Origin of the sequence: Xanthomonas floridensis (genome assembly GCF_001642575.1) — a bacterium.
Taxonomy (GTDB): domain Bacteria; phylum Pseudomonadota; class Gammaproteobacteria; order Xanthomonadales; family Xanthomonadaceae; genus Xanthomonas; species Xanthomonas floridensis.
In genome coordinates, this window is the sequence record NZ_LXNG01000003.1 from 85,303 (window position 1) to 107,067 (window position 21,765).

21 protein-coding genes, 1 tRNA gene and 1 other RNA gene are annotated in these 21,765 nt (G+C 66.6%); 12 read left to right on the forward strand and 11 right to left on the reverse strand.

All coding sequences use genetic code 11. The annotated features are described in order from the left end of the window. Positions 1-2: 2 nt before the first annotated feature. Entirely contained in the window at positions 3-866 is an 864-nt protein-coding gene (locus A7D17_RS02550) for an SPOR domain-containing protein (protein WP_064507656.1), read from the forward strand. A gap of 32 nt (positions 867-898) precedes the next feature. Further along, positions 899-974: transfer RNA gene (locus A7D17_RS02555), tRNA-Thr, on the forward strand. A gap of 182 nt (positions 975-1,156) precedes the next feature. On the opposite strand, the gene tmk is transcribed toward A7D17_RS02555, so the two are convergent. The 5 genes from tmk to A7D17_RS02580 form a co-directional block, all read right to left on the reverse strand. Then, a complete protein-coding gene (tmk, locus tag A7D17_RS02560) occupies positions 1,157-1,837 on the reverse strand; it encodes a dTMP kinase (protein WP_064507657.1) in 681 nt (226 codons plus the stop codon). A gap of 559 nt (positions 1,838-2,396) precedes the next feature. Beyond that, positions 2,397-2,936 carry a GTP-binding protein gene (locus A7D17_RS02565; protein WP_064507658.1) on the reverse strand — a complete coding sequence of 180 codons (540 nt, stop codon included), beginning with the start codon at positions 2,934-2,936 and terminating at the stop codon, positions 2,397-2,399. Continuing rightward, positions 2,933-3,853, reverse strand: coding sequence for a hypothetical protein (locus A7D17_RS02570; protein WP_064507659.1), 921 nt, complete (start codon positions 3,851-3,853; stop codon positions 2,933-2,935). The genes A7D17_RS02565 and A7D17_RS02570 overlap by 4 nt, the downstream gene beginning before the upstream one ends. Positions 3,854-3,947: 94 nt before the next feature. Continuing rightward, positions 3,948-4,307, reverse strand: a complete 360-nt coding sequence (locus A7D17_RS02575) for a roadblock/LC7 domain-containing protein (protein ID WP_064507660.1) — start codon at positions 4,305-4,307, stop codon at positions 3,948-3,950. 68 nt (positions 4,308-4,375) lie between these two features. After that, positions 4,376-4,828 (reverse strand): roadblock/LC7 domain-containing protein, encoded by a 453-nt coding sequence (locus A7D17_RS02580; RefSeq protein ID WP_064507661.1) that lies wholly within the window; start codon positions 4,826-4,828, stop codon positions 4,376-4,378. Between the two features lie 321 nt (positions 4,829-5,149). Between A7D17_RS02580 and rocF the strand changes: the two genes are divergently transcribed. The 7 genes from rocF (at position 5,150) to A7D17_RS02615 (ending at position 12,257) form a co-directional block, all read left to right on the forward strand. Beyond that, complete coding sequence (gene rocF / locus A7D17_RS02585; RefSeq protein WP_064507717.1) at positions 5,150-6,073, forward strand: arginase; 924 nt, start codon at positions 5,150-5,152, stop codon at positions 6,071-6,073. 109 nt (positions 6,074-6,182) lie between these two features. Next, on the forward strand, positions 6,183-6,335 hold the full coding sequence (locus A7D17_RS02590) for an entericidin A/B family lipoprotein (RefSeq protein ID WP_011348912.1): 153 nt from the start codon (positions 6,183-6,185) through the stop codon (positions 6,333-6,335). A gap of 77 nt (positions 6,336-6,412) precedes the next feature. Further along, complete coding sequence (locus tag A7D17_RS02595) at positions 6,413-6,547, forward strand: entericidin A/B family lipoprotein (RefSeq protein ID WP_029221527.1); 135 nt, start codon at positions 6,413-6,415, stop codon at positions 6,545-6,547. A gap of 353 nt (positions 6,548-6,900) precedes the next feature. Beyond that, the gene (locus tag A7D17_RS02600; protein WP_029221526.1) at positions 6,901-7,110 is read left to right on the forward strand and encodes a CsbD family protein; all 210 of its coding nucleotides are present in this window, start codon (positions 6,901-6,903) and stop codon (positions 7,108-7,110) included. Between the two features lie 153 nt (positions 7,111-7,263). Beyond that, positions 7,264-8,553, forward strand: a complete 1,290-nt coding sequence (locus A7D17_RS02605; RefSeq protein WP_064507662.1) for a tryptophan--tRNA ligase — start codon at positions 7,264-7,266, stop codon at positions 8,551-8,553. 409 nt (positions 8,554-8,962) lie between these two features. Continuing rightward, positions 8,963-9,901, forward strand: a complete 939-nt coding sequence (locus tag A7D17_RS02610) for an MBL fold metallo-hydrolase (protein WP_064507663.1) — start codon at positions 8,963-8,965, stop codon at positions 9,899-9,901. 703 nt (positions 9,902-10,604) lie between these two features. After that, complete coding sequence (locus A7D17_RS02615; protein WP_064507718.1) at positions 10,605-12,257, forward strand: M28 family metallopeptidase; 1,653 nt, start codon at positions 10,605-10,607, stop codon at positions 12,255-12,257. A 112-nt stretch (positions 12,258-12,369) separates the two neighbouring features. On the opposite strand, the gene A7D17_RS02620 is transcribed toward A7D17_RS02615, so the two are convergent. Continuing rightward, positions 12,370-12,798 (reverse strand): Rap1a/Tai family immunity protein, encoded by a 429-nt coding sequence (locus A7D17_RS02620; protein ID WP_064507664.1) that lies wholly within the window; start codon positions 12,796-12,798, stop codon positions 12,370-12,372. Positions 12,799-12,901: 103 nt separating this feature from the next. Between A7D17_RS02620 and A7D17_RS02625 the strand changes: the two genes are divergently transcribed. The 3 genes from A7D17_RS02625 (at position 12,902) to rarD (ending at position 15,086) form a co-directional block, all read left to right on the forward strand. Beyond that, a non-coding RNA gene (locus A7D17_RS02625) (sX9 sRNA) lies at positions 12,902-12,974 on the forward strand. A gap of 301 nt (positions 12,975-13,275) precedes the next feature. Then, the gene (gene yedA / locus A7D17_RS02630; protein ID WP_064507665.1) at positions 13,276-14,172 is read left to right on the forward strand and encodes a drug/metabolite exporter YedA; all 897 of its coding nucleotides are present in this window, start codon (positions 13,276-13,278) and stop codon (positions 14,170-14,172) included. Further along, on the forward strand, positions 14,169-15,086 hold the full coding sequence (gene rarD, locus A7D17_RS02635) for an EamA family transporter RarD (RefSeq protein ID WP_064507666.1): 918 nt from the start codon (positions 14,169-14,171) through the stop codon (positions 15,084-15,086). Before yedA ends, rarD begins: the two co-directional genes overlap by 4 nt. 188 nt (positions 15,087-15,274) lie before the next feature. Here the strand turns inward: rarD and A7D17_RS02640 are convergent, their stop codons facing one another. The 5 genes from A7D17_RS02640 to A7D17_RS02660 all read right to left on the reverse strand — a co-directional run bounded on the left by A7D17_RS02640 (position 15,275) and on the right by A7D17_RS02660 (position 21,386). Continuing rightward, the gene (locus A7D17_RS02640; protein WP_064507667.1) at positions 15,275-16,390 is read right to left on the reverse strand and encodes an alpha/beta hydrolase family protein; all 1,116 of its coding nucleotides are present in this window, start codon (positions 16,388-16,390) and stop codon (positions 15,275-15,277) included. Between the two features lie 178 nt (positions 16,391-16,568). Next, the gene (locus A7D17_RS02645; protein WP_064507668.1) at positions 16,569-17,888 is read right to left on the reverse strand and encodes an ABC transporter permease; all 1,320 of its coding nucleotides are present in this window, start codon (positions 17,886-17,888) and stop codon (positions 16,569-16,571) included. Between the two features lie 13 nt (positions 17,889-17,901). Continuing rightward, positions 17,902-19,062, reverse strand: coding sequence for an ABC transporter permease (locus A7D17_RS02650; RefSeq protein ID WP_064507669.1), 1,161 nt, complete (start codon positions 19,060-19,062; stop codon positions 17,902-17,904). Between the two features lie 12 nt (positions 19,063-19,074). Continuing rightward, positions 19,075-19,764, reverse strand: a complete 690-nt coding sequence (locus tag A7D17_RS02655) for an ABC transporter ATP-binding protein (protein WP_064507670.1) — start codon at positions 19,762-19,764, stop codon at positions 19,075-19,077. A 377-nt stretch (positions 19,765-20,141) separates the two neighbouring features. Next, positions 20,142-21,386 (reverse strand): efflux RND transporter periplasmic adaptor subunit, encoded by a 1,245-nt coding sequence (locus A7D17_RS02660; RefSeq protein WP_064507671.1) that lies wholly within the window; start codon positions 21,384-21,386, stop codon positions 20,142-20,144. Positions 21,387-21,765: the final 379 nt, after the last annotated feature.

The window sequence follows — 21,765 nt, forward strand, 5'->3', positions numbered from 1 at the left end:
GCATGTACGTACGCGCGCTCATCGTTGTGCTGATCGTCCTCAATGCCGGAGTGGCGTTGTGGTGGGCGATGCAGCCGCCGCCGGCACTGCCGGCCGCACCGCCGCAGCCAACCGGCGTGGCGCGGCTGGAGGTGCTGCCGATGCTGGCGACCGGGGCGTCGCGGCCGTCGCTGGCCTCCGCAGCGCAACCGGAGGCTGGCGCGATGCCGGCTTCCAGCACGCCGGCATCTGCGACGGCAGCGGGTGCAGATGCAGTCAATACTGCCAACACTGCCAACACTGCCAACCCAGGCGCCGGGACGGCGTCCCCACCGGCAGGGAAGCCGGCGCCGCCCGTGCGTGATGCCTCGTCGATCGACCCAGCCACCGCCGCGGCAACCCGGGCGCCGACGGTTCCAGCACCATCGGCTGCGCCCGAGCGCTGCGCCAGTCTCGGGGCGTACACGGCACGCAGTGACGCCGATGCCGCGCTGACGCGGCTGCGGGGGCAGGTGAGTCGTGCCAGCGTGCGCGAAGACACCGACGCCGGGGTCAGCACCTTCCGGGTGATGTTGCCCAACGTGGGCGACCGCGCGGCGGCGCAGGCGCTGGTCAAGCGTATTGCGTCCGCCGGCATCGGCGACTATTACGTGATCGCCCAAGGCGAGAGCAATACCGTTGCACTGGGGCAGTACCAGAGCCGCGAGCGCGCCGAGCGGCGCCAGGCGAGCCTGGTGAGCGCGGGGTTTCCGGCGCAGCTGGTGCCCAGTGGCAGCGGTCAGTCGCGTTGGTGGATCGATGTGCGCAGCACGGTGGCGGCCGCGACGTTGCAGGGCGCCGCAGGTGCAACGCGCCAGCGGTCGCTAGATTGCGCCGCGCTGCGCTAGAATGCGCACCGGCGCGCAACGCGCCTGCCTTTGCCGGCATAGCTCAGTTGGTAGAGCAACCGCCTTGTAAGCGGTAGGTCCCCAGTTCGAATCCGGGTGCCGGCACCATCTTGCAGACTGTTCCTGGCTATTTACGATCCGCTGCGTTTTTCGCGGTGTGCAGCGTTTGTCTTGCTTGAAGCGAGCGTTCTGCGCGCGGCAGCACCATGCGCTTCGTCCAGGCGGTGAGGTCGCCAGTTTCAGGCTACGCGCGCCACCACGGTCGAGCGGCGGTGACGCTGCGTGCGTGCTCAGGCCGGCCGGCCCCCCGAGAGCAACTGCAGCGCGGCAGTTGCGGCGTCGGCGTGCGCATTGTTGCGCAGGCGTTCGGCTGCTGCGGCGACGACAAGTGCCAATGCCTGGCGCAGCACGCTGTCGGCATCGGCGCTGGCGTCCACCACGTGTTTGCCCGGCAACTGCAGGCCGTTGAAGATTGCGCGGCAGCGTTCCAGATTGTCCTGGGTTTCGAAATGGTTGGGCGCATCGCCGCGGGCGCGGATGCGCGACAGGCCGGTCGGCGGCGGCAGGTCGAGCAGTAGCAGGACGTCCGGGCGCGGCGCGAAGGCGTTGCGCTCCAGCAGCGCGTCCAGCGGCAATCCGGCGGCGCCCTGGTAGGCGACCATGGAAGGAAAGTAGCGGTCCAGGATCACGATGTCGCCGCGGGCCAGCGCGGGAGCGATCAGGGTCTGCACATGTTCGTGGCGATCGCGGATCAGCAGGTCGGCTTCTTCGTCGGCGCTCAGGCGGCCGGTCGCGGCGGATTGGCGCAGCTGCGTGCCCCACGGGCCGTTGGTCGGTTCCTTGCTGAGCACCACGCGCGCGCCGGCCGTCTGCAAGGTGGTTGCCAGGCTGCGCGCCAGCGTGGTCTTGCCGGCGCCGTCGATGCCTTCGATCGCGATCAATAGCCCGCCGGGCTTCAGTTCGATTGTCATCGCGCTACTTTATCTGATCGGGGCAACAGACCAGTAGCCAGCAGCGTATCGGCGCCCATCGTGCTGCGACTGAGTGACGGCAGCCATGCCGTGGTCGAGTGCGGTGGCCTGGTCGCGCCGGCCTGCGCACGACCGCGACGATGTGCGGACAACCATCTTGCACCGCGTGCTGCCGGAAACGCGCGACGGCGCACCGCGGCGCCTGCGCCAGACACGGGACAGATGGCAATCAAGCGCAGGCCAGGCAGATGCCGACACCGGCGCGTTGCAACGCTGCTATTGCCTATCTGGTATCACGGGTATGTCTTGTGTGCTGTCGGGAACGTCCCGATGCCGGTGCTTCTGTGCACTGGGCATACTGAATAAGTCAGACGCAGCGCTCATTCGTACCACGACTGAGTCGCGTTTCTGGCTTCAAGGAAGATGGACGCGTCGCCGCCACCCTAGAGGCGGCATCCCCCGCGTGACGCCCTTTCAGGCCCGTCGTGACCGGATTCCTTGTTTATCGTTGTTTATCGATCTGCGTCCACCGTGTCCACTGCGCAGCCCGTGCGGCCGATCAGGTCGCCGAGGTATAGCGGTAGGACAGCAACGACTTCACCAGGAATGTGATCTGGGTGGCCGAGCGCGCATCCACACGCATCACCGGAATACGGAAACCTTCGGCGACCAGGCCGTCGCGAAACGGCGGCAGCAGGAAGTCTTCGACCTCGTCGGTCATGGTGATGCCCACTGCCAGGCTGGCGTCGGGCGCGATCTGCGCAAATTCGCGGAGCAGCGCCAGGGTGGCTTCGGGCATCTGCGGATCGCGCGCATTGGCCAGCACGATCACTCCCAGCGCGCCGTCGCAGACCAGCGGCCACATGAAATCCAGGTACTTCTGCCCTGGCACGCCGTAGACGTGCAGCAGTTCGCCGTCTTCCAGTTCGATCGAGCTGTAGTCCAGCGCGACCGTGGTGTAGGTCTTGTCGCCGTAGGCATCCTGGCTGAGCGGCATCTCGGTGCTGACCGGCTCCACATCGGAGATGGCGCGCACGGCGGTGGTCTTGCCGGCGCCCATGCCGCCCACGAACACCAGTTTGTTGGCTGGAAGACTCATGACTGCGCCTGGAAAAGAGAGAGGCCAAACCGGCGTGCGACCCAGGAAAAGAACCGGGAATTGCTGCTGCTGTCCGGACGAGGCGGCATTGACGGCACGGGAATCTCCGCAGTCTGGGCAAGGCCGCTGGCGAGTGCGGCGGCGAACAGGCATTCCACCGTCTGCAGCGGGAGCTTGCAAGCAGTGGCCAGCGCCTGCGGGCGCCATGGGCGCGCATGCAGGTGGGCGATGGCGAGCAACTGCGCCGGCGAACTGGTCTGCGCGCTCAATTCCGGCCACTGGCGCAGCTGCAGCGCGTGGCTGGGCTCCACCGCCGGCAGGGCGGGGCGCAGATGCTCGGGCAGGGCGAAATACAGTGCTTCGAACGAGACGCGCTGCGGCAACGAAGTGTGGATATCGTCGGCCGTGCGCTGCCAGCCCGAGCGGTCCAGCGCAGCGATCAGCTCATCCAGCGTGACGCCGGCCGGCAGATGCAGGCAGTGTTGGGCCGGATCCACGCGCACCTGCAGCCCCGCGTTGCGCACCACCACCACGCCGGTACCGAATTCACCGCGGCAATGGCGCAGCAGCAAGGCCGGCTCGGCCACCGGAGTGGCATGTGGCGACGACAGCAGCAGGCGCATCTGTTCGTTGAGCTCGCGCACGGTGGCGCCATGCTTGAGCCAGGCGCCGGCCACCGGTGTGCGCGAGACCACCAGCACGCGCACCGGCTGGCCCTGCAGCGCCTGCCATGCAGCCAGGCCGTCGGCGGTTTCCAGGCCCAGCACCACCACGTCGGCCGCGTGCTGCGGCCACTCGCCCAGCTGCACGTCGATGCGCTCGGCGAGCAGCAGCGAGCACGCCAGTTTCAGGCGCGTGGTGTGCAGCAGGTCCAGGCCGGCCGTGGCGACCCGCATGGCGTGAATGGGTGTGGTCATGAGAGGGCGCCGTCTGGGCGCAGTGACGCGACAACGCCTGCCGGCTTGCACCGGCAGGCAGGGTCGGCGACGCAGGTGCGCCGCCGGACAGGCATCAACCGAAATCCAGGGTCTTTTCGAACGCCTTGAGCTCGTGACGGGCCATCGCCAGATTGGCCTTGGCGCGGTCCAGTACCACGTACAGGAACAGCGTGCCGTTGCTTTCCAGCGGACGCAGCAGGTGGTACTGGCGCGACAGCGTGATCAGGATGTCTTCGATGGTGTCGTTCAGGCCGAGCTGCTCGGCGATGCGGCGCTTGGCACGGACCACTTCGGTATTGCCGGCTGCGGCCAGTTCCAGGTTGAGTTCGGTGCCGCCGGTCATGCCCAGCGCCATGCCGCTATCGCTGTCGACCAGCGCGGCGCCGACGAAACCGGCGAGCGAATGCAGTTGTTCCAGATTGAGTTTTGACATCGGTGGTCCCCTTCCAAACAGTGAGAAAAATCGGTGCGCTCGTGCAAGCACGAACGATGCCAACGGCATCAGCCAGCCGGTCGTGCCAGCGCAGTGGCCAGGCGGCCGGCGCAATCGCGCGCGTTGAACAGCAGTGCGGCGGCATTGAGGTCGGCGCTGCCCACGGCGGTCAGTGTCAGTGGCTTGTCGGCGCGGATGCGGATCAGCACCAGCTGCCCGCCGCGGGTGCTGATGGTGGCGTAGTCGGCTTCGCTGAGGCCCGATTCGCGCGCCAGGGTCTCGCCCAGGGTCAGGAACGAATTGGCCATTGCCGCAAGCCGGCGGCCATCCACATCAAGGCTGGATTGCTCGGTGATGGCGCGGCCGTCGGCGGTGGACAGCATCAACAGGGCAATGCCCGGCTCGCGCTCGATGGTCTGGGCGAACTCGCGCCCGATACGCTGCAAATCGTACAGATGCGACGCCCGCGCGACTTCGCCCACGGCAGCCTTGACGACCTGGTTGACGGCGTTATGCGGCATGAAACTCCCCCTGTTGCTGATGGCCCGAGCGCGTACGTGATGCGTGTCCTGCGCTGGCCGGCGCACCATACCATCCAGGTATTAGTGCGCAGTCACACCAGCCTCAGGTGTTTCACTGGGCGGTCAGACAAGCAGAATCTGCAAAGTCCAGCGCGCCACGAACTGCCGTGGCACGTCACAGTAGCGGCGCGTTGAGGCAGATCTAAACCCATCGGTTGTGAGGCCAGGCGCGATGCAAGCCACATGCCGTGCTGCGCTGCCGCGCGTCACTGCGCGGACGCGCCACTAGACTGCACGGCTTTATCGATGCTGGAGCAATGCATGGCAACGCAGTACGTGCCGGTTTCCCTGATTGGCGTTCCCACCGACATCGGTGCCGGCCACCGCGGCGCACGGATGGGCCCGGAGGCGCTGCGCATCGCCGGGTTGCAGGAGGCGCTGGCCGGGCGCGGCGTGGAGGTGCGTGATCTGGGCAACCTGGATGGTCCACGCAATCCGTGGCAGCAGCCGCAGGCCGGTTATCGGCACCTGGACGAGGTGGTGGCCTGGAACCAGGCCCTGATGGATGCCAGCTACGCCGAGCTGCAGGCCGGCCGCATGCCGGTCATGCTGGGCGGCGACCATTGCCTGGGGATCGGCTCGATCACCGCAGTGGCCAAGTACTGCCGCGAGCAGGGCCGCCCGCTGCGGGTGCTGTGGCTGGATGCGCATTCGGACTTCAATACCAGCGAGGTGACTCCCTCGGGCAACGTGCACGGCATGCCGGTGGCCTGCCTGTGCGGGCTGGGCCCGCAGGCGCTGACCCACCTGGGTGGCAGCGCACCGGCGGTGTTGCCCGAGCAGGTGCGCCAGATCGGCATCCGCTCGGTGGACCCGGAGGAGAAGCGGCTGATCAAGCAGCACCGCATCGACGTCTACGACATGCGCTACATCGACGAAGCCGGCATGAAGCGCACCATGGAAGCGGCGCTGCAGGGCATGAGCGCCGACACCCATCTGCATGTGAGCTTCGATGTGGATTTTCTCGACCCCAGCATTGCGCCAGGGGTGGGCACCACGGTGCCGGGCGGCCCGAACTACCGCGAGGCGCAGCTGGTGATGGAGATGATTGCCGACACCGGCCGTCTGGGCTCGCTGGATATCGTCGAGCTCAATCCGGTGCTGGACAACCGCAATGCCACCGCCGAGCTGGCGGTGGATCTGGTCGAGAGCCTGTTCGGCAAGTCGACCCTGATGCGAGATTGATCCAGTGCTGAACGCGGCACGCTGCCGTTCACATCAAATCCACGTCCGCGCAGTCAGATTTGGCGCCAAGCGAGGTGCGATCGCACCGGGCGCAGACCGAGGAAGACCTATGAAGCGACTGCTGACACTGATGGTGCTGGGCCTGTTTTCGGCCGGCGTGATGACGGGCTGCAACACCGTGGCCGGCGCCGGCAAGGACATGCAGGGCGCGGGCGACAAGGTCGAGAAGACGGCCGAAAAATGCAGCGACGGTAAGTGCTGATTCGCCACCGTTGCGTGGTGCTTGTTCGATTTGATTGATCTGCGGCAACGCGCCGCTTACCCATGAAGGAGTCTGTTATGAAGCGTGCAATTGTGCTGCTGGTGCTGTCGGTGTTTTCGGTCGGTATGCTGTCGGGCTGCAACACCGTCGCAGGTGCCGGCAAGGACGTGCAGGGCGCTGGCGAGAAGGTGGAAGACGCCGCGCGCAAGTGATCCACTTGCTGCAACGGTGAACAAAGACGGGCCGAAAGGCCCGTTTTTTTGTGGGTGCTCGCCCCCGCGATGCTGCGTATGCCTTAGCGGCAAGTAAAACGTGGCGAGCAGTGATCAGCTGTGGACGCCGCGCAAGACCCGGCATGTATGCGTGGTTCCTGCACATTCCAGATCGGCGGTATCCACCTGACGGCAGTCCAGTGGTTTGTCAGCTTCGCGATCTGGAAGTGCTGATGCACGGCAGCCATTCATCACGGTGAGCATGGGCTAGACATCTCTTGACCTGTGCGCAACGCTGCCGGCCCCACTCTGGCTACACGGTCAATCGCGACCGCATGCAGCGGAGAACCGCAATGAACAAAGACATCATTTCCGGCAAGTGGACCCAGCTCAAGGGCCAGATGCAGGCCAAGTGGGGCGATCTCACTGACGATGACTTCAAGGTTGCAGAAGGTAACGCCGAATATCTGCAGGGCAAGTTGCAGGAGCGCTACGGCTGGGACCGCGACCGCGCCCAGACCGAGGTGCGCGCCTTCGAAAAGTCGCTGCACGACGACCGCTGAGGCAACTCGCCCGCTCGCCTTCGGGTTGAGCAGGTCGTCCGGAAGGCGGGCCGCATGCGGCCCGCTTTTTTTGTGGGCAACGGCAGCGCCGGGAAGACGGATGAGGCGGCGCAGAGGCGTTAAACTTGCCGGCTGATTCCCTGGCCTTTGCAGATGACCACTCGCGTTCTTACCGGCATCACCACCTCCGGCACACCGCACCTGGGCAACTACGTCGGTGCGATCCGCCCCGCCATCCAGGCCAGCGCTGCCGCCGATGCGGAGAGCTTCTACTTCCTGGCCGATCTGCACAGCCTGATCAAGGCGCAGGATCCGGCGCGGACGCAGCGCTCCACCCTGGAAATCGCCGCCAGCTGGCTGGCCTGCGGGCTGGACCCGGACAAGGCGTGGTTCTACCGCCAGTCCGATGTGCCCGAGACCACCGAGTTGATGTGGCTGCTGACCTGCGTGGCCGGCAAGGGCATCCTCAACCGCGCGCATGCCTACAAGGCGGCGGTGGACAAGAACCGCGCCGACGGCGAGGACGACGACGCCGGCGTGACCGCCGGCTTGTTCATGTATCCGGTGCTGATGGCGGCCGATATCCTGATCTTCAACGCACACAAGGTGCCGGTGGGGCGCGACCAGATCCAGCACATCGAAATGGCGCGCGATTTCGCGCAGCGCTTCAACCATGTGTACGGTCGCGACTTCTTTACGCTACCCGATGCGGTGATCGACGAGCAGGTGGCCACCTTGCCGGGCCTGGATGGCCGCAAGATGAGCAAGAGCTACGGCAATACCATCGCGCTGTTCGCCCCGCGCGAGGAGCTGCGCAAGCTGGTGTTCTCCATCCTGACCGATTCGCGCGCGCCAGGTGAGCCCAAGGACACCCAGGGTTCGGCGCTGTTTCAGTTGTACCAGGCCTTCGCCACGCCGGCGGAGACCACGGCCTTCGCGCAGGCGTTTGCCGAAGGGATCGGTTGGGGCGACGCCAAGCAGCAGCTGTTCGAGCGCATCGATCGCGAGATTGCCCCGCTGCGCACGCGCTACGAGGCACTGATGGCCGAACCGGCCAGGATCGAAGCGATACTGCGCGCCGGCGGTGCACGCCTGCGCGCGCGCTACGCCACGCCGCTGCTGGCCCAGCTGCGCGACGCGGTGGGCTTGCGCGACCTGTCCGATCAGGCGGGCCCGGCGGCGGTGCAGGCTGGCGAAAAAATCGCCTTGCCGGTGTTCAAGCAATACCGTGAAAGCGACGGGCAGTTCTATTTCAAGTTGAACGATGGTGCCGGCGCCCTGCTGCTGCAAAGCGATGGCTTTGCCTCGCCACGCGATGCCGGGCAGTTGATCGCGCGTTTGAAGCAGGCCGTGCAGGCCAGCGATCTGCAGTTGCCGGGTGTGCATGCCCAGGCCGATGCCGATGTGATTCTTGCCGCGGTGCAGGCGCTGCGCGAGGTCTGATCGCAGCGGCAAGGCGGGCCGGCTGGATGCGCATGGCCAGTGCATCGCGTGTCGTGCAGGAGGCTGAGCGATGCGTGTACCCGGCGCTCGATCGTGTTGGATACATCGTTATCGCTTGCCCGAAACCTCCGGCGCCGCGTGAGCGGTGACTGTGATCTGTGCCGCAGCTGCGAAGTGATTGACTGCGCCGCTGCGGTGCTCGACTTGAGCCCACGACCCCGGACCACCACACTGTTCCAGGGAGCCCACCGGTACGCCGCTGCCGCGGCGCACGTCCCGGTGCGTGTAGCGCAGTCCGGAGAACGCCACCGCCGGTGCGCCAATGGCGGCACGGCGCGGCAGAGCGCAGCACGGCGCGCCGATGGTGGTACGGTCGTGGCGTCACTCGTCGTGCAGCTACGGAGTCGCAATGACAGCACCGGTTGATTCCAGCATCCATCCCATCGATACCGGCTTTGGCGGGCCGCAGTTCGATGCGGCGTACCTGATCGTGGAGGCGCAGCGCGGCGCCTTCATCGATTGCGGAACCTCGTTGTCGGTGCCGCGCCTGCTTGCTGCCGTGCAGGCGGCCGGGCTGACGCCGACGCAGGTGGACTGGTTGATCCTGACCCATGTGCATCTGGATCACGCTGGCGGTGCCGGCGCCTTGCTGCAGCACCTGCCCAATGCGCGGGTGCTGGTGCATCCGCGCGGTGCGCCGCACATGATCGACCCGACCCGCCTGATCGCCGGTGCCACTGCGGTGTATGGGCAGGACGAAATGGCGCGCAGCTATGGCCAGATCGTGCCGGTTCCAGCCGAACGGGTGGTAGAGGCCGTCGACGGGCAGGCGGTGCTGCTCGGCGAGCGCGCGCTGTGCACGGTCGATACGCCCGGACATGCGCGGCACCACCTGTGCGTGTGGGATGCGCGCAGCCGCAGCTGGTTCACCGGCGATACCTTCGGCCTGTCGTATCGCCAGCTCGATAGCGCGCAAGGGGCCTTCATCCTGCCGACGTCCTCGCCGGTGCAGTTCGAACCGGAGGCGATGCTGCACTCGATCGCGCGGCTGATGGAGGCCGCGCCGCAGGCGATGTATCTCACCCACTATGGCCGGGTCGAATCGCCCGGCCCGTTGGCGCAGGCGCTGGTGCAGCAGATCCACGCGATGACCGAGATTGCGCTGGGCTGCGCGGCACACCCAGATCGCCACCGCTGCATGGTGGCGGCGCTGACCGCGCTGTACCTGGAGCGTGCCCGGCAGCACGGTTGCCGGCTGGACGATGCGGCCGTGGCACGGCTGCTGGCCACCGATATCGAACTCAACGCGCAGGGTTTGGGTTGCTGGCTGGATCGTCCGGTGCGTTGAGGGCGGCCGGATCGGGACTGGCGCGGCGAGGGTGGGGGACGCCGTCGATGCAGGGTTGTCGCTCGGCATGCGCTGTCCACGTGCAGCAGATCGCCGTGCATACGATGAAGCGTGTTCGCCACGCATGCTGTCAGCATTGTGCACCGCAGATTGCTCCTGCAATGTGGTTTGCCGCCTTGCCGCCTTGCCGCCTTGCCGCCTTGCCGCCTGGCGTGGGCATGCACACCGCACACGCACTTGGGTCAGTGCAGTGGAGTGCGAGGGGACGGCGCACGCCGTAGCGCGATGGCCATAACGACCTGCAGATGCATGAGTGCGCCGGAGACGCCTATCGTCGCGTCTGAAAGCCGCGCCCGGTCTGCCTTGCCAGCTCCCGCCGCGATGCCGTCGCACAGCTACGCGTCTCAGCTCAACCGAATGCAGGTGCCCGGTGAAACGATGCGGCAGGCGATGGCGACAAGGCATCTGCCGGATGCAGCAGCGATGCTGCATGCTGCGGTAAGCCAGGCCAATTACAGGCACTGGGCAGGCAGCACGCAGCTGCGAGTTGTCAGGAAGAGAACATGGTGGACGCGGCATGTTCCACTTCCGACTCCCGATCACTGCCGACTACGCGCTGTGCGGTGGGTTGGATCACCGCGATTGGCTGCGCGCTTGTAAACTGTCTGTCATCCATCCGTTGCAAGGCCTCACCGTGAATCCGATGCGCATCCTGTTGTTGTCCGCTTGCCTGTTCGTGGGAGGCGTGGCGCAGGCCGCCAACGATCTGCCCGGTGGCGGCATCGATGCCGAGGCGTTGTCGCGGCACGTGCGCCTGCTGGCATCGGACGAATTCGAGGGCCGTGCGCCGGCCAGTGCCGGCGAGCAGCGCACCGTCGATTACCTGGTCGAACAATTCAAGGCGGCGGGTCTGCAGCCCGGTGGCGAGCAGGGCAGCTGGACGCAGGCGGTGCCGCTGGTGCGTGCGCAGGTGGAGGGACCGGTGCAGGCGACCCTGCGCGTGGGCGGCAAGACCCAGACCCTGGTCAACGGCACCGATGTGACTTTGCAGAGCCTGCGTCCGCAGGCTGCAGTGGCGCTGAAGAATGCGCCGCTGGTGTTCGTGGGCTACGGAATCAGCGCGCCGGAGCGGCAGTGGGACGATTACAAGGGCGTGGATCTGCGCGGCAAGATCGCGGTGGTGCTGATCAACGATGCCGACTTCGAGAGCGCGCAGCCGGGTGCATTCGATGGCAAGGCGGTGACCTATTACGGCCGCTGGACCTACAAGTACGAAGAAGCCGCGCGGCGTGGCGCGGCCGGCGTGCTGATCGTGCACGAGACCGCGCCTGCAGCGTACGGCTGGGCCACGGTACAGAGTTCGGGCCTGTCGCCGCTGTTCGATATCGAACGCAGCGACGCCGATGCCCGCGCGCAGCATGTGCAGGTGCGTGGCTGGATGCAGCGCACACTGGCACAGTCGCTGTTCAAGCAGGCCGGGCTGGACTTCGAGCAGGCCAAGGCGCGCGCGCAGCAGCGCGACTTCGCGCCGGTGGCGCTGGGCGATGCGCGCCTGTCGGTGGACTTCAAGCTCAAGCGCGAACGCGTGGTCACCCATAACGTGGTGGCCAAACTCACCGGCAGCCAACACCCGGACGAGACGCTGATCTTCTCCGCGCACTGGGATGCGTTCGGGATCGGCAAGGCCGACGCCTCCGGCGACACTGTGCGCCGTGGCGCGGTGGACAACGCCACCGGCGTGGCCAGCGTGCTGGAACTGGCGCGCGTGTTCGCCGCCGGCCCCAAGCCGCAGCGCACGCTGTATTTCATTGCACTGACCGCCGAAGAAAAGGGCTTGCTCGGTGCCAACTACTACGCCGCGCATCCGCTGGCGCCGTTGGACAAGACCGTGGCGGTACTCAACATGGAGATGTTCAGCCCCGACGGCCCCACCCGCGACATCGCCTCATGGGGGCGTGGACGGGTGTCGCTGGAAGGGGATCTGGAGCAGGCCGCCAAGGCGCGCGGGCGCACGTATTCGCCGGATCCGAATCTGGAAGCGGGCTTCTTCTACCGCGCCGACCATTTCGCCTTCGCGCGCATGGGCGTGCCGGCCATCACCGCCGGCCCCGGCCTGGACATGCGCGAGGGCGGCGTCACCAAGGGCAAGGCGCTGCGCGAGAAGTATTTCGCCGACTGCTATCACCAGCCCTGCGATCGCTGGACCCCGCAGTGGGATGCCACCGGACATGCGGCCGACACCACGCTGGTCTACGACGTCGGCGTGGCGCTGGCCAATGGCCGGCAGTGGCCGAGCTGGCAGGACGGCTCGGAATTCAAGGCCATCCGCGCCAGGAGCGATGCCGCGCGCAAGTAAGGCCTGACGGGTGCAACGCCCGGCGCGGTTTTACCGGCCCGGGCATTGCATGGTCATCGCTGGCCGTGCGCTCCGCCTGCAACGGCCCGGGCGCGGTGCGTCGGCTGCGGTTTTACGTTTTGCGTTTGCCGCATGGATAGCGCTTGCGCAGCGCCTCGACGATCAGCCCGGGAGCCGCCTCGTCCAGGCGCGCATCGGGGAGCGCGGTAAGATCGGCGATGATCACCTGCAGGTCCGGCAGCTCAGCCTGGCCCGCAGGCATGCACCATTGCGTGCGATAGCTGGTGCTGGCCACGCCGAGCACATAGGCGCCGGCGCGACTGGCCGACACCATGACCTTGAGTTCGGGCTGGTTCGGCGCGTCGATCTCCGGCGCCAGCGAGCCGTCCAGCCCGGCTTCGATCAATTTACGTCCACTGAGCTCCCACGGCTCGAGCGTACGTGCCGCTGCACTGGTGGAGAGGACGATGAGGGCGGCCATGGCCAGCCAGGGACGGCGATGCTGCACCTGCGCTCCGGAACGAGGGATGAGGTGCACCATAACGCGCAAGGCGGCCCAGAGCATGCATGCAACGACTTAATAAAGCAGCTCACAAAACTGGTGTGCTCACCGCCAGGCGGGTGCGGCCGGTGCTGGGCGCGGCATGGACCACTCGTACACTCCGGATCTGAGCGCTGTCCACATCCACCTGACGACGGCTCGCGCTTTTGGTCGCCATTCTTAGAGCGACCAGCGCAACGCGTGCGCGACCAGCCGCCACGCGCGGCCGGTGTCCGGCATCGGCATGGACGGCGCATAGGTTGCACTCCCTGTGCAGGGTCCACATCGCACCTTGCACCGGCGCTTGTGGCGCAGCCAAACAGATGCGGCCGTCGTCCATCATCACGCCAGCGCTGCCGTGATGGTGCTGCATGTCGTCCTTGCGCCTGGTACGTGCTTGTCTCGCGGCCTCAGCCGTCTTTTGGCTTGGGCGGGTGCTCTAGAATGCAGGCTTCCGCTGCACTTGGCTCTGTTCCGATGTCTTCCTCTCACGACGCTGCCGCGCCCGCGCGCAGCGGGTTGGTCGTTATTGCGTTGTTGCTGGTCTACGTGGTCTGGGGCTCGACCTATCTGGCGATCCGGTTCGCGTTGGAAGGCGGGGCGCAGCCGCTGACGATGGTGTCCGGTTCGCGCTTCATCATTGCCGGCAGCGTGCTCTACGGCGTGCTGCGCTGGCGGGGTGTGGCGGCGCCCACGCGTGCGCAATGGAAGAACGTGGCCTTGATGGGCGCTGCGTTGCTGCTGTTGGGCAACGGCATGGTGGTGCTGGCCGAGCGCAGCGTGTCCTCGGGCCTGGCGGCCACCGCGGTGGCCTCGGTGCCGTTGTGGATGGCGCTATTCGGCGCGTTGCGCGGGCAGCACGCCAGCGGCGGCGAATGGCTGGGCATCGTGATCGGATTTTTGGGCGTGGTGTGGCTCAATGCCGGCAGCAGCCTGACTGCAACGCCGGGAGGATTGGTGTTGCTGCTGATCGCACCGGTCGGCTGGGCATTCGGCTCGGTGTGGTCGCGTGGCCGCGATCTGCCGTCGCCCTTCATGACCGCCGCCGGGCAGATGCTCTGCGGTGGGGTATTGCTGGTGAGCACCGGTCTGCTGATCGGCGAGCGCCCGCACGCCTGGCCAACGCCGCACGGGCTGATGGCAGTGGCGTACCTGTGCGTGTTCGGATCGATCGTGGCGTTCACTGCGTACGTGTGGCTGCTGCACCACGTGCGCCCGGCGCTGGCCGGCAGCTATGCCTACGTCAATCCGGTGATTGCGGTGGCGCTGGGGGCGTGGCTGGGACATGAGCGCTTCACCGCGCACGACATCGGCGCGATGGCAGTGATTCTGGGCGGCGTGCTGGTGGTCACCCTGGCCAGGGCGCGGCGATGAGCGCGCCCGTGCCGGTGTCGGCGGTGGAGGCGCGGCGCGGTCTGTTGATGACCGCCGCGAGCTTTGTGATCTGGGGCCTGGTGCCGCTGTACTGGCACCTGCTCAAGGTGGTGCCGTCGCTGCAGATCATTGCGCACCGCATCGTGTGGAGCGCGGTACTGGTGGTGGCGGGGTTGGTAGCGACCTCGGGCCTGCGTTGGTGGCGCACGATTGCTGCACAGCCGCGCGCGTTGTGGATGCTGGCCGCCAGCAGCGTGGCGATCGCCTTCAACTGGGGCCTGTATATCTGGGCCATCAACGCCGGGCATGTGATCGAAGCCAGCCTGGGCTACTTCATCAATCCATTGCTGAGCGTGTTGCTGGGCGTGCTGGTGCTGAAAGAGCGCCTGCGCGGCATCCAGTGGCTGGCGGTGGCGTGCGCTGCGGTCGGCGTGCTGTGGCTGACCATCGATGCGGGGGCACCGCCGTGGATTGCGCTGGGGCTGGCGGTCTCGTTCGGCCTCTACGGGTTGCTGCGCAAGCTGGTGGCAGTGGACCCGGTGGCCGGCCTGGGCGTGGAAAGCGTATACCTGTTCGTGCCGGCACTGCTGGTTGCCGCATGGGGCGAGCAGGGCCATGGCGGCGCGTTCTTCAGCGGCTGGGAGTTGCGCACCGATCTGTTGCTGATCTTCGGTGGCGTGGTGACGGCAGTGCCGCTGATTGGGTTTGCATACGGCGTGCGGCGCATTCCGCTGTCGCTGGTGGGCATCCTGCAGTACATCGGGCCGAGCCTGCAGTTGTTGCTGGGCGTGTGGTTCTTCCATGAGCCGTTCGACCAGGGGCGCGCGATCGGGTTCGCTGCGATCTGGGTCGGGCTGCTGCTGTTCGTCGGCGACAGCGTGCTGCGTGCGCGGCCGCCGAGCAGGGCGCGCTGACAGGTGGTCGCGCCAGTTGTACAGCGCGGCAAGCGGTGGTGGGCGATCACGCGCGCAGGGCGACGGCAGCCTCTGACGCAGCCATCAGACGGGCGCGTCCGGTGCTCGAAGCCACCGCGTGCGCTCCGGTTCTGAGAACGCCCTCCACACCTACCTGACGAGGGCTCGCCAACGCGTGTACGTCGCTCCTAGCTACGTGGCACCGTCATCGGCGTTGCGACCGCCAGCGTGGAGGCCGGCAATGGTTGCGGCGCTGGGCAGTGGCCGGGATCCTGCCTGGTCTGGGCCAGCCACTGATCGATCGGCCCACCGAGCAGGTCCAGCCGCAGCGGCAGGCTCAGATGCGTTTCGCCGGACAGTTCCAGGTAATGCGCACGCGGGCTTGCCAATGCCAGTGCGCGGCCATGCGCCACTGGAATGTGCTGGTCGGCATCGCCATGCAGGAGCAGCACGCAGCTGCGCGTGTGCGCCAGTGCCTGCACCACATCGACGTGGTCCAGATCCAGTTTGAGCTGGGCATCGGCGGCGGCGATCACCGCATCGATGTTTTGGTCGGCGTAGCGCCAGCGCGCATAGGCCGCCACCGCCTGCCCACGCCAGCCGCTGGGCTGGCTGGCCAGCAGATGCGGCACCATGTCGCGGATGCCGCGGCCGGCATTGGCAAAGGATTCCATTGCCACCACGCCGGCAACGCGCGGGCCAAGCTTGTCGGCGGTAAACAGCGCCGTGGCCGCACCATAGGAAATGCCGAACAGGTACAGCGGCCCCTGGATTTCGCCACGCGGCTGCAACGCGTTAAGCACATCGATCACATCATCGGACTCGCGCGTGCCGTAGCCCGACGGCCCGCCGCCGGAATGGCCGTGGTTGCGCAGATCGATGGTGATCACCCGGTAGCCGGCCTGCGCCAGCTGCAGCGACCAGGGCAGCAGCGAATCGCCGTCCATCATCCAGCCGTGCAGCAGCACGATGGTGCCGCGCGGCGCAGGCGGCGTGGCGGTGGGCACGGAGAAGCTGAAGTCCACATCCAGCGCGTGCGCCGGATCTTGGCGCTGGCCCAGATAGCGGTAATGCATGGCGTACTGGCCGGGATCGATCGCACGCCAGAAGATCGGCACCTGATCGCGCGTCACCACATGGCCACTGCGGTTGGGCACCGTGGCGATGGTGGCGGCGATGCGCTCTTCGTCCAGCAACGGCGACACGCCGCCGGGCGCGACCAGGCGCTCGCTGAGCGAGGTGGAGGACGAAGAACAGCCGGCCAGCCACAGGCAGGCGCAGGCCAGCAGAAGCAGGCGCGTCATGGCGGTACATCAATGGAGCAAATGGCCGGGCAGGCTACGGCCTGCCGGCCCGCGCATCTACCGCACTGCGGTGACAAAACGATGACAGCCTGCACTACGTTCAGCCGCAGCAGCGCGCCTGCTCCGCCTTGGCTGTCACGAATCCCCACTCCCGATTCCCGGCGGGCCAAGGCGCGCGCTACACCTCACGCAAGGCAGTGGTGATCGGCAACCGCGCCGCCCGCAGGGCCGGAAACAGCCCGCCCACCAAGCCGATGCCCAGCGCCCATTTCAGCCCGCTCCACAGCAGCTCCGGCGACACCTTGAACTGGAACACCACCTGGCTGAAGTTGTTGCCCAGCGTGGAGACCGTGTAGCCATTGAACACCGCCCAGGCGATCAACCCGCCCAGCAGCCCCCCCAGCAGCGCCAGCAACATGGTTTCCAGCATCAGCGCCATGATCACCGGCGTGCCGCGAAAGCCGATCGCGCGCATCGTGGCGATCTCGCGCGCACGCGTGGCGACCGCCGCATACATGGTGTTGAGCGCACCAAATACCGCGCCCACTGCCATGATCGCGCCAATCACCGTGCCCAGGATGCTGATCAATTTGTTCAAGCCACCGCCTTGCTTGCCGTAGTACGCGCGGGTGGTTTCCACATCCAGCTTGAGCCGCGGGTCGGCGGCCATGGCGGCCTTGAACTGGGTAAAGCCAGCCTTGCCGGTGGTGCGCACATTGATCGACTGGTAGGCGCTGCGGTTGTAGGTGGTGGCCAGCGTCTGCGCATCGGTCCACAGCTCCGAATCGTGCGCATCGCCGGAGGCGAACACGCCGACCACGGTCCACTGCTGGCTGCCCAGCGTGAGCGTCTTGCCCAGCTCCAGCCCGCGGAACTGGTTCAACGCGCCCTTGCCGACCACCAGTTCGCGCAGGCCGGGGGTGAAGCGGCGCCCCTGGGCGATCTTGACCTTCTGGTGCACCGCCCAGGCCTGCTCGCCCACGCCACGCAACTGCGCGTTGACGTCGGTGCCATCGGCGCGCGAGGCGATGTTGACCACCTGCGACAACTCCGGCGACACCTGCGGGCGTCCGTTGGCATCGCTGGCGATGCCGGGCAGGCTGCTGATCAGTGGCACCAGGTCGCGGGTAATCACCGAATTGGTCTCCGCCTGCGAGCCGCCGCGCAACACGATCGCGGTGGTGTCATCGCCGGTACTGTTGAGCGTGGCCTGGAAACCCTCGCCCATTGCCAGCATCGCCACCAGCACGCCAACCACGCCGGCGATGCCGACCACGATCACCGAGGTGGAACCCCAGCGTTGCGGCAGGCTGGCGATGCCGATGCGCGCGGCCGCCAGCGACAGGCGGCCGCTGCGCGTGGCCACCAGCCACAGCGCCAGGGCGACCGCGATCGCCAGCACGCCGATCCACGGCAACGCAATCCAGATTCCCAGCCCTACCGCCAGCACTATCACCGACAGCAGGTTTGCAGCACGGTTCTTCCATTTGCTTTGCATCTGTGTGCTCCTGTCAGCGGCCGGCGAGGGCATCGACGATCTTCAAGCGCTGCGCGCGTAATGCCGGCAGCACACCCACCACGAAGCCGATGCCGACCATCAGGGCCAGTGCAACCAGCCAGGTCTGCAGCGGCACGCTCTGCGTGGGCATCAGGCCGCCGCTGCGCGCGGATACCGCCGGAATCACCAGCGCGGCCAGGCCCATGCCGATCAAGCCGCCCAGGCCGATCAGCAACACCGATTCGATCATCACCAGGCTGAGCACCGTGCGGTCCTGGAAGCCCAGCGTCTTGAGCGTGGCCAGTTCCGGAATGCGCTCGCGCACCGCTTGGGCCATGGTGTTGCCGGTCAGCAGCAACAAGGTGAAGAACACCGCGGCCATGATCGAGGTGACGATCAGGCCGATGTCGGCGAACTGCTTGACGAAAGCCTGCTGGAACGCCGATTCGGTCTGCGATTTGGTTTCGTGATCGGAGTTGGCCGAGAGCGCATCGATGGCCTGCGCCACGCGCGAGGCCTGGTCGGGATTGCTCAGGGTCACCGTCATCCAGCTCACCTGGTTCTTGATGTAGTCGTTGGATTCATCGAAATATTTCCAGTTCATCATCAACTGGCGTTCCTGGTTGGCCGCCACCGTGCGGTCCTTCATGCGGAAGATGCCGACCAGCTGCAACGGCCAGTCGTTGCTGCCGCTGCGCGGGAAGATGGTGGCCTGCAGCGGAATCGTGTCGCCGATCTTCCAGCCGAACTCCTTGGCCAGGGTTTCGCCCACCACCGCGCCGGTGCGTGTGGTCTGAAAGGCCTTGAGCTGGTCCTTGGGCAATTGGTACTCGCTGTAGACGTCGAAGAAGTTCGGCGCCACCGAGAAATTGGGGAAGAAATTCTTCGGGTCGCGGTAGATACCGCCGAACCACATGGCCGAGGTCACATCGCGCACGCCCGGCACGCTGCGCACCTGTGCTTCCAGGCGGATCGGCAGCGACTGGGTGATCGATAGCCGCGAGGCCACCACCAACCGGTCCACGCCACTGACGCTGCCGCCGGAGGTGAACGCCACGCGCACCGAATCGAGCATGCCGAATAACAGGAACGCCGCCACCACCGACAACAACGTCAACAAGGTGCGCGTCTTGCTGCGGAACAGCTGCGCCCACACCAGCGAGAGATACTTCATGGCAGCGCTCCTTCAGAGCACGAGTGGCGCGTCGGCCAGCTCGCCCTTGTCCAGATGGATGGTGTGGGTGGCGTACTCAGCGGCCTTGGGGTCGTGGGTCACCATCACGATGGTCTTGCCGTGTTCGCGATTGAGTTCCTGCAGCAGGCGCAGGATTTCCTCTGCGTTCTGGCGGTCCAGATCGCCGGTGGGTTCATCGCAAATCAGGAAGGTCGGGTCGGACACGATGGCGCGCGCGATCGCCACGCGCTGCTGCTGGCCGCCGGACAGTTCGCTGGGCTTGTGGCTGCGGCGTTCCTGCAGGCCGACCAGGGTCAATGCGATCTCGGCATTGCGCTTGCGCTGCGCGGTATTGAGCGAGGTCAGCAGCAGCGGCAGTTCCACATTCTTCTGCGCGGTGAGCATCGGCATCAGGTTGTAGAACTGGAAGACGAAGCCGACGTGATGGCTGCGCCAGGTGGCGAGCTGTCCGCCGCTCATGCGGTCGATGCGCTCGCCCTCGATCTCGATCTCGCCGCCGCTGGGGCTGTCCAGGCCGCCGATCAGATTGAGCAAGGTGGTCTTGCCGGAGCCGGACGGCCCCATCAGCGCGACGAAATCGCCGCTGGCAATGTCCAGATCGATGCCGTGCAGCACCTGCACCTGCTCGGGGCCGCGTTGGTAGGTCTTGGTGATGTTGCGCAAGCTGACAAGAGCGGTCATGGCGAGTCCTGGCGATGCAAGGGAAGAGGGAAGCGAAGGGCGGCACGGCGACTGCACAAGCGGTGGGGCGGATGACGCTGCTGTGGCAGCGATGCAACAGGGCGCTGAACAAAACTGGCGTGCGTGTGATCGGGATATCCGGATTCAACAACTGGTTGCGTCGGCAATCGACTGCGCAGCACCCGTTACGGATGCAGTCATTGCACAAGTGTCCTGGGCTTGCCCGGAGCGATAGCAGCGTTGCGCCTGTACACCCGCACGATCACCCGTCCAGCCCACTGCGGTTCTGGTGCGACAACGTGGCATGCCTGTACAGCAGTAACGACAACACGGATTGCGCCGTGGCCGCAGCGTCTGCGCGCTGCGGCCACGCATGGTCATTCGGTCGCGTCAGGCTCCGCTTCGGCCACCGTGTCGCCATGCTTCAAGGCCTGCGGCGGGTTGAGCACCACGCTGTCGCCCGCATTCAAACCGGTGACCACCTGCCGGTCCTGGTCCATCACCATGCCGGTGGTGACGACCCTGGCGGCCACGGTGTTGCGTTCACCGACCACGAAGGCCAGCGTGGCGCCATCGCGTTCGACCAGGGCAGCGGCCGGCACGCGCACGCCCTGCGGCCTGGACGCCTGCTGCGGTGTGGCCTGCTCCAGGAAACTCACCCGCACGCCCATTTCCGGCACGATGCGCGCGTCCTTGACCTTGAAGGCCACCCGCACTTTCACCGTGGCCTTGCCGCGATCGGCGGTGGGAATGATGGCGATCACCTCACCGGGAATCTTCCAGTCCGGGTAGGCGTTGAGTACCGCTTCCACCGGCATCTTCGGTTGCACGCGGCCGATGTAGGACTCGCCGACTTCCACTTCGATCTCCAGCGAGTCCATATCCACGATGGTGCCGATCCCGGTGCGGGTGAAACCACCGCCGGCCGACAATGGCGAGACGATTTCGCCCGGCTGCGCGGCCTTGGCGGTGACCACGCCGGCGAATGGCGCACGCACCACGTTGAAGTCCGAACGGATGCCGGCAATGGCCAGTTGGTCCGATGCCACCTGCACGTTGCGTTGTGCATTCTGCAACTGCGCACGCAAGGCATCGCGTTGCCCGGTGGCCTGCTCGTACTGCGAGCGCGAGACCAGCTGCGCGCCGACCAGCGACTGCAGGCGCGTGGCATCGGCATTGGCCACCGCCAGCTGCGCCTGCATGTTGTCGACCTGGCTGCGCGCGGCCGACAGTTGCGAGGCCGACAGCGTGCGCTGCGCATCGGCATCCAGCGGGTCGAGCGTGGCCATCACCTGGCCTTGCTCGACGCGCATGCCTTCTTCGATCATCACCTCGCGCACCTTGCCGGTGACCTGGGCCGACACCGTGGCCATGCGCCGGGCAACCACATAACCGGACGCATCCAGCACCGAGGCGCTGTTGCTACCGGCACTGATCGCCACCACCGGCGCGGTCTGCACCTTGATCACCGGAGTGCGGGTGAACCACCACGCCGCGGCTGCCAACACCAGCACAACGACGATGACGACGATGATCCAGCCGCTGCGGCGTGCGGGCGGTGGCGCGGCAGGGCGCTGGCGGTCGATGCGAAGTTGCTTAAGCAGATCGGCGGATGTGTTCATCGAGAACCAGGACAGAAGGCTGCGCAGAATGTGACCGCCTGCAAAACGCGCCGCAAGCTGCCGGAAGTCACCAACCCCAACGCGGCGACAAACGGTAGGGCGATCGGTGCAGTGGCAATGCCGCGCAGCATGCGGCCCGCGCGCAGCACTCACCAGTGACAGCTGTCACCCGCAGGCCATGACAGGCGCGACTGTGCGCCAGCGGTGCAGACGCGCAGGCTGGCGCCACCGAACAACCGTTGGACCTCGCATGCGCCAGCACCGCTCCAATGGAATGCAGTCCTGCAGGCAGCGCTGCAGCGCGCTACGCGAGGGCTTTGCGTGAGCAGGCGCGCGCATGAGGCCGCTGATCCGGTTCACTCTGCAACGCCGCGTGCCC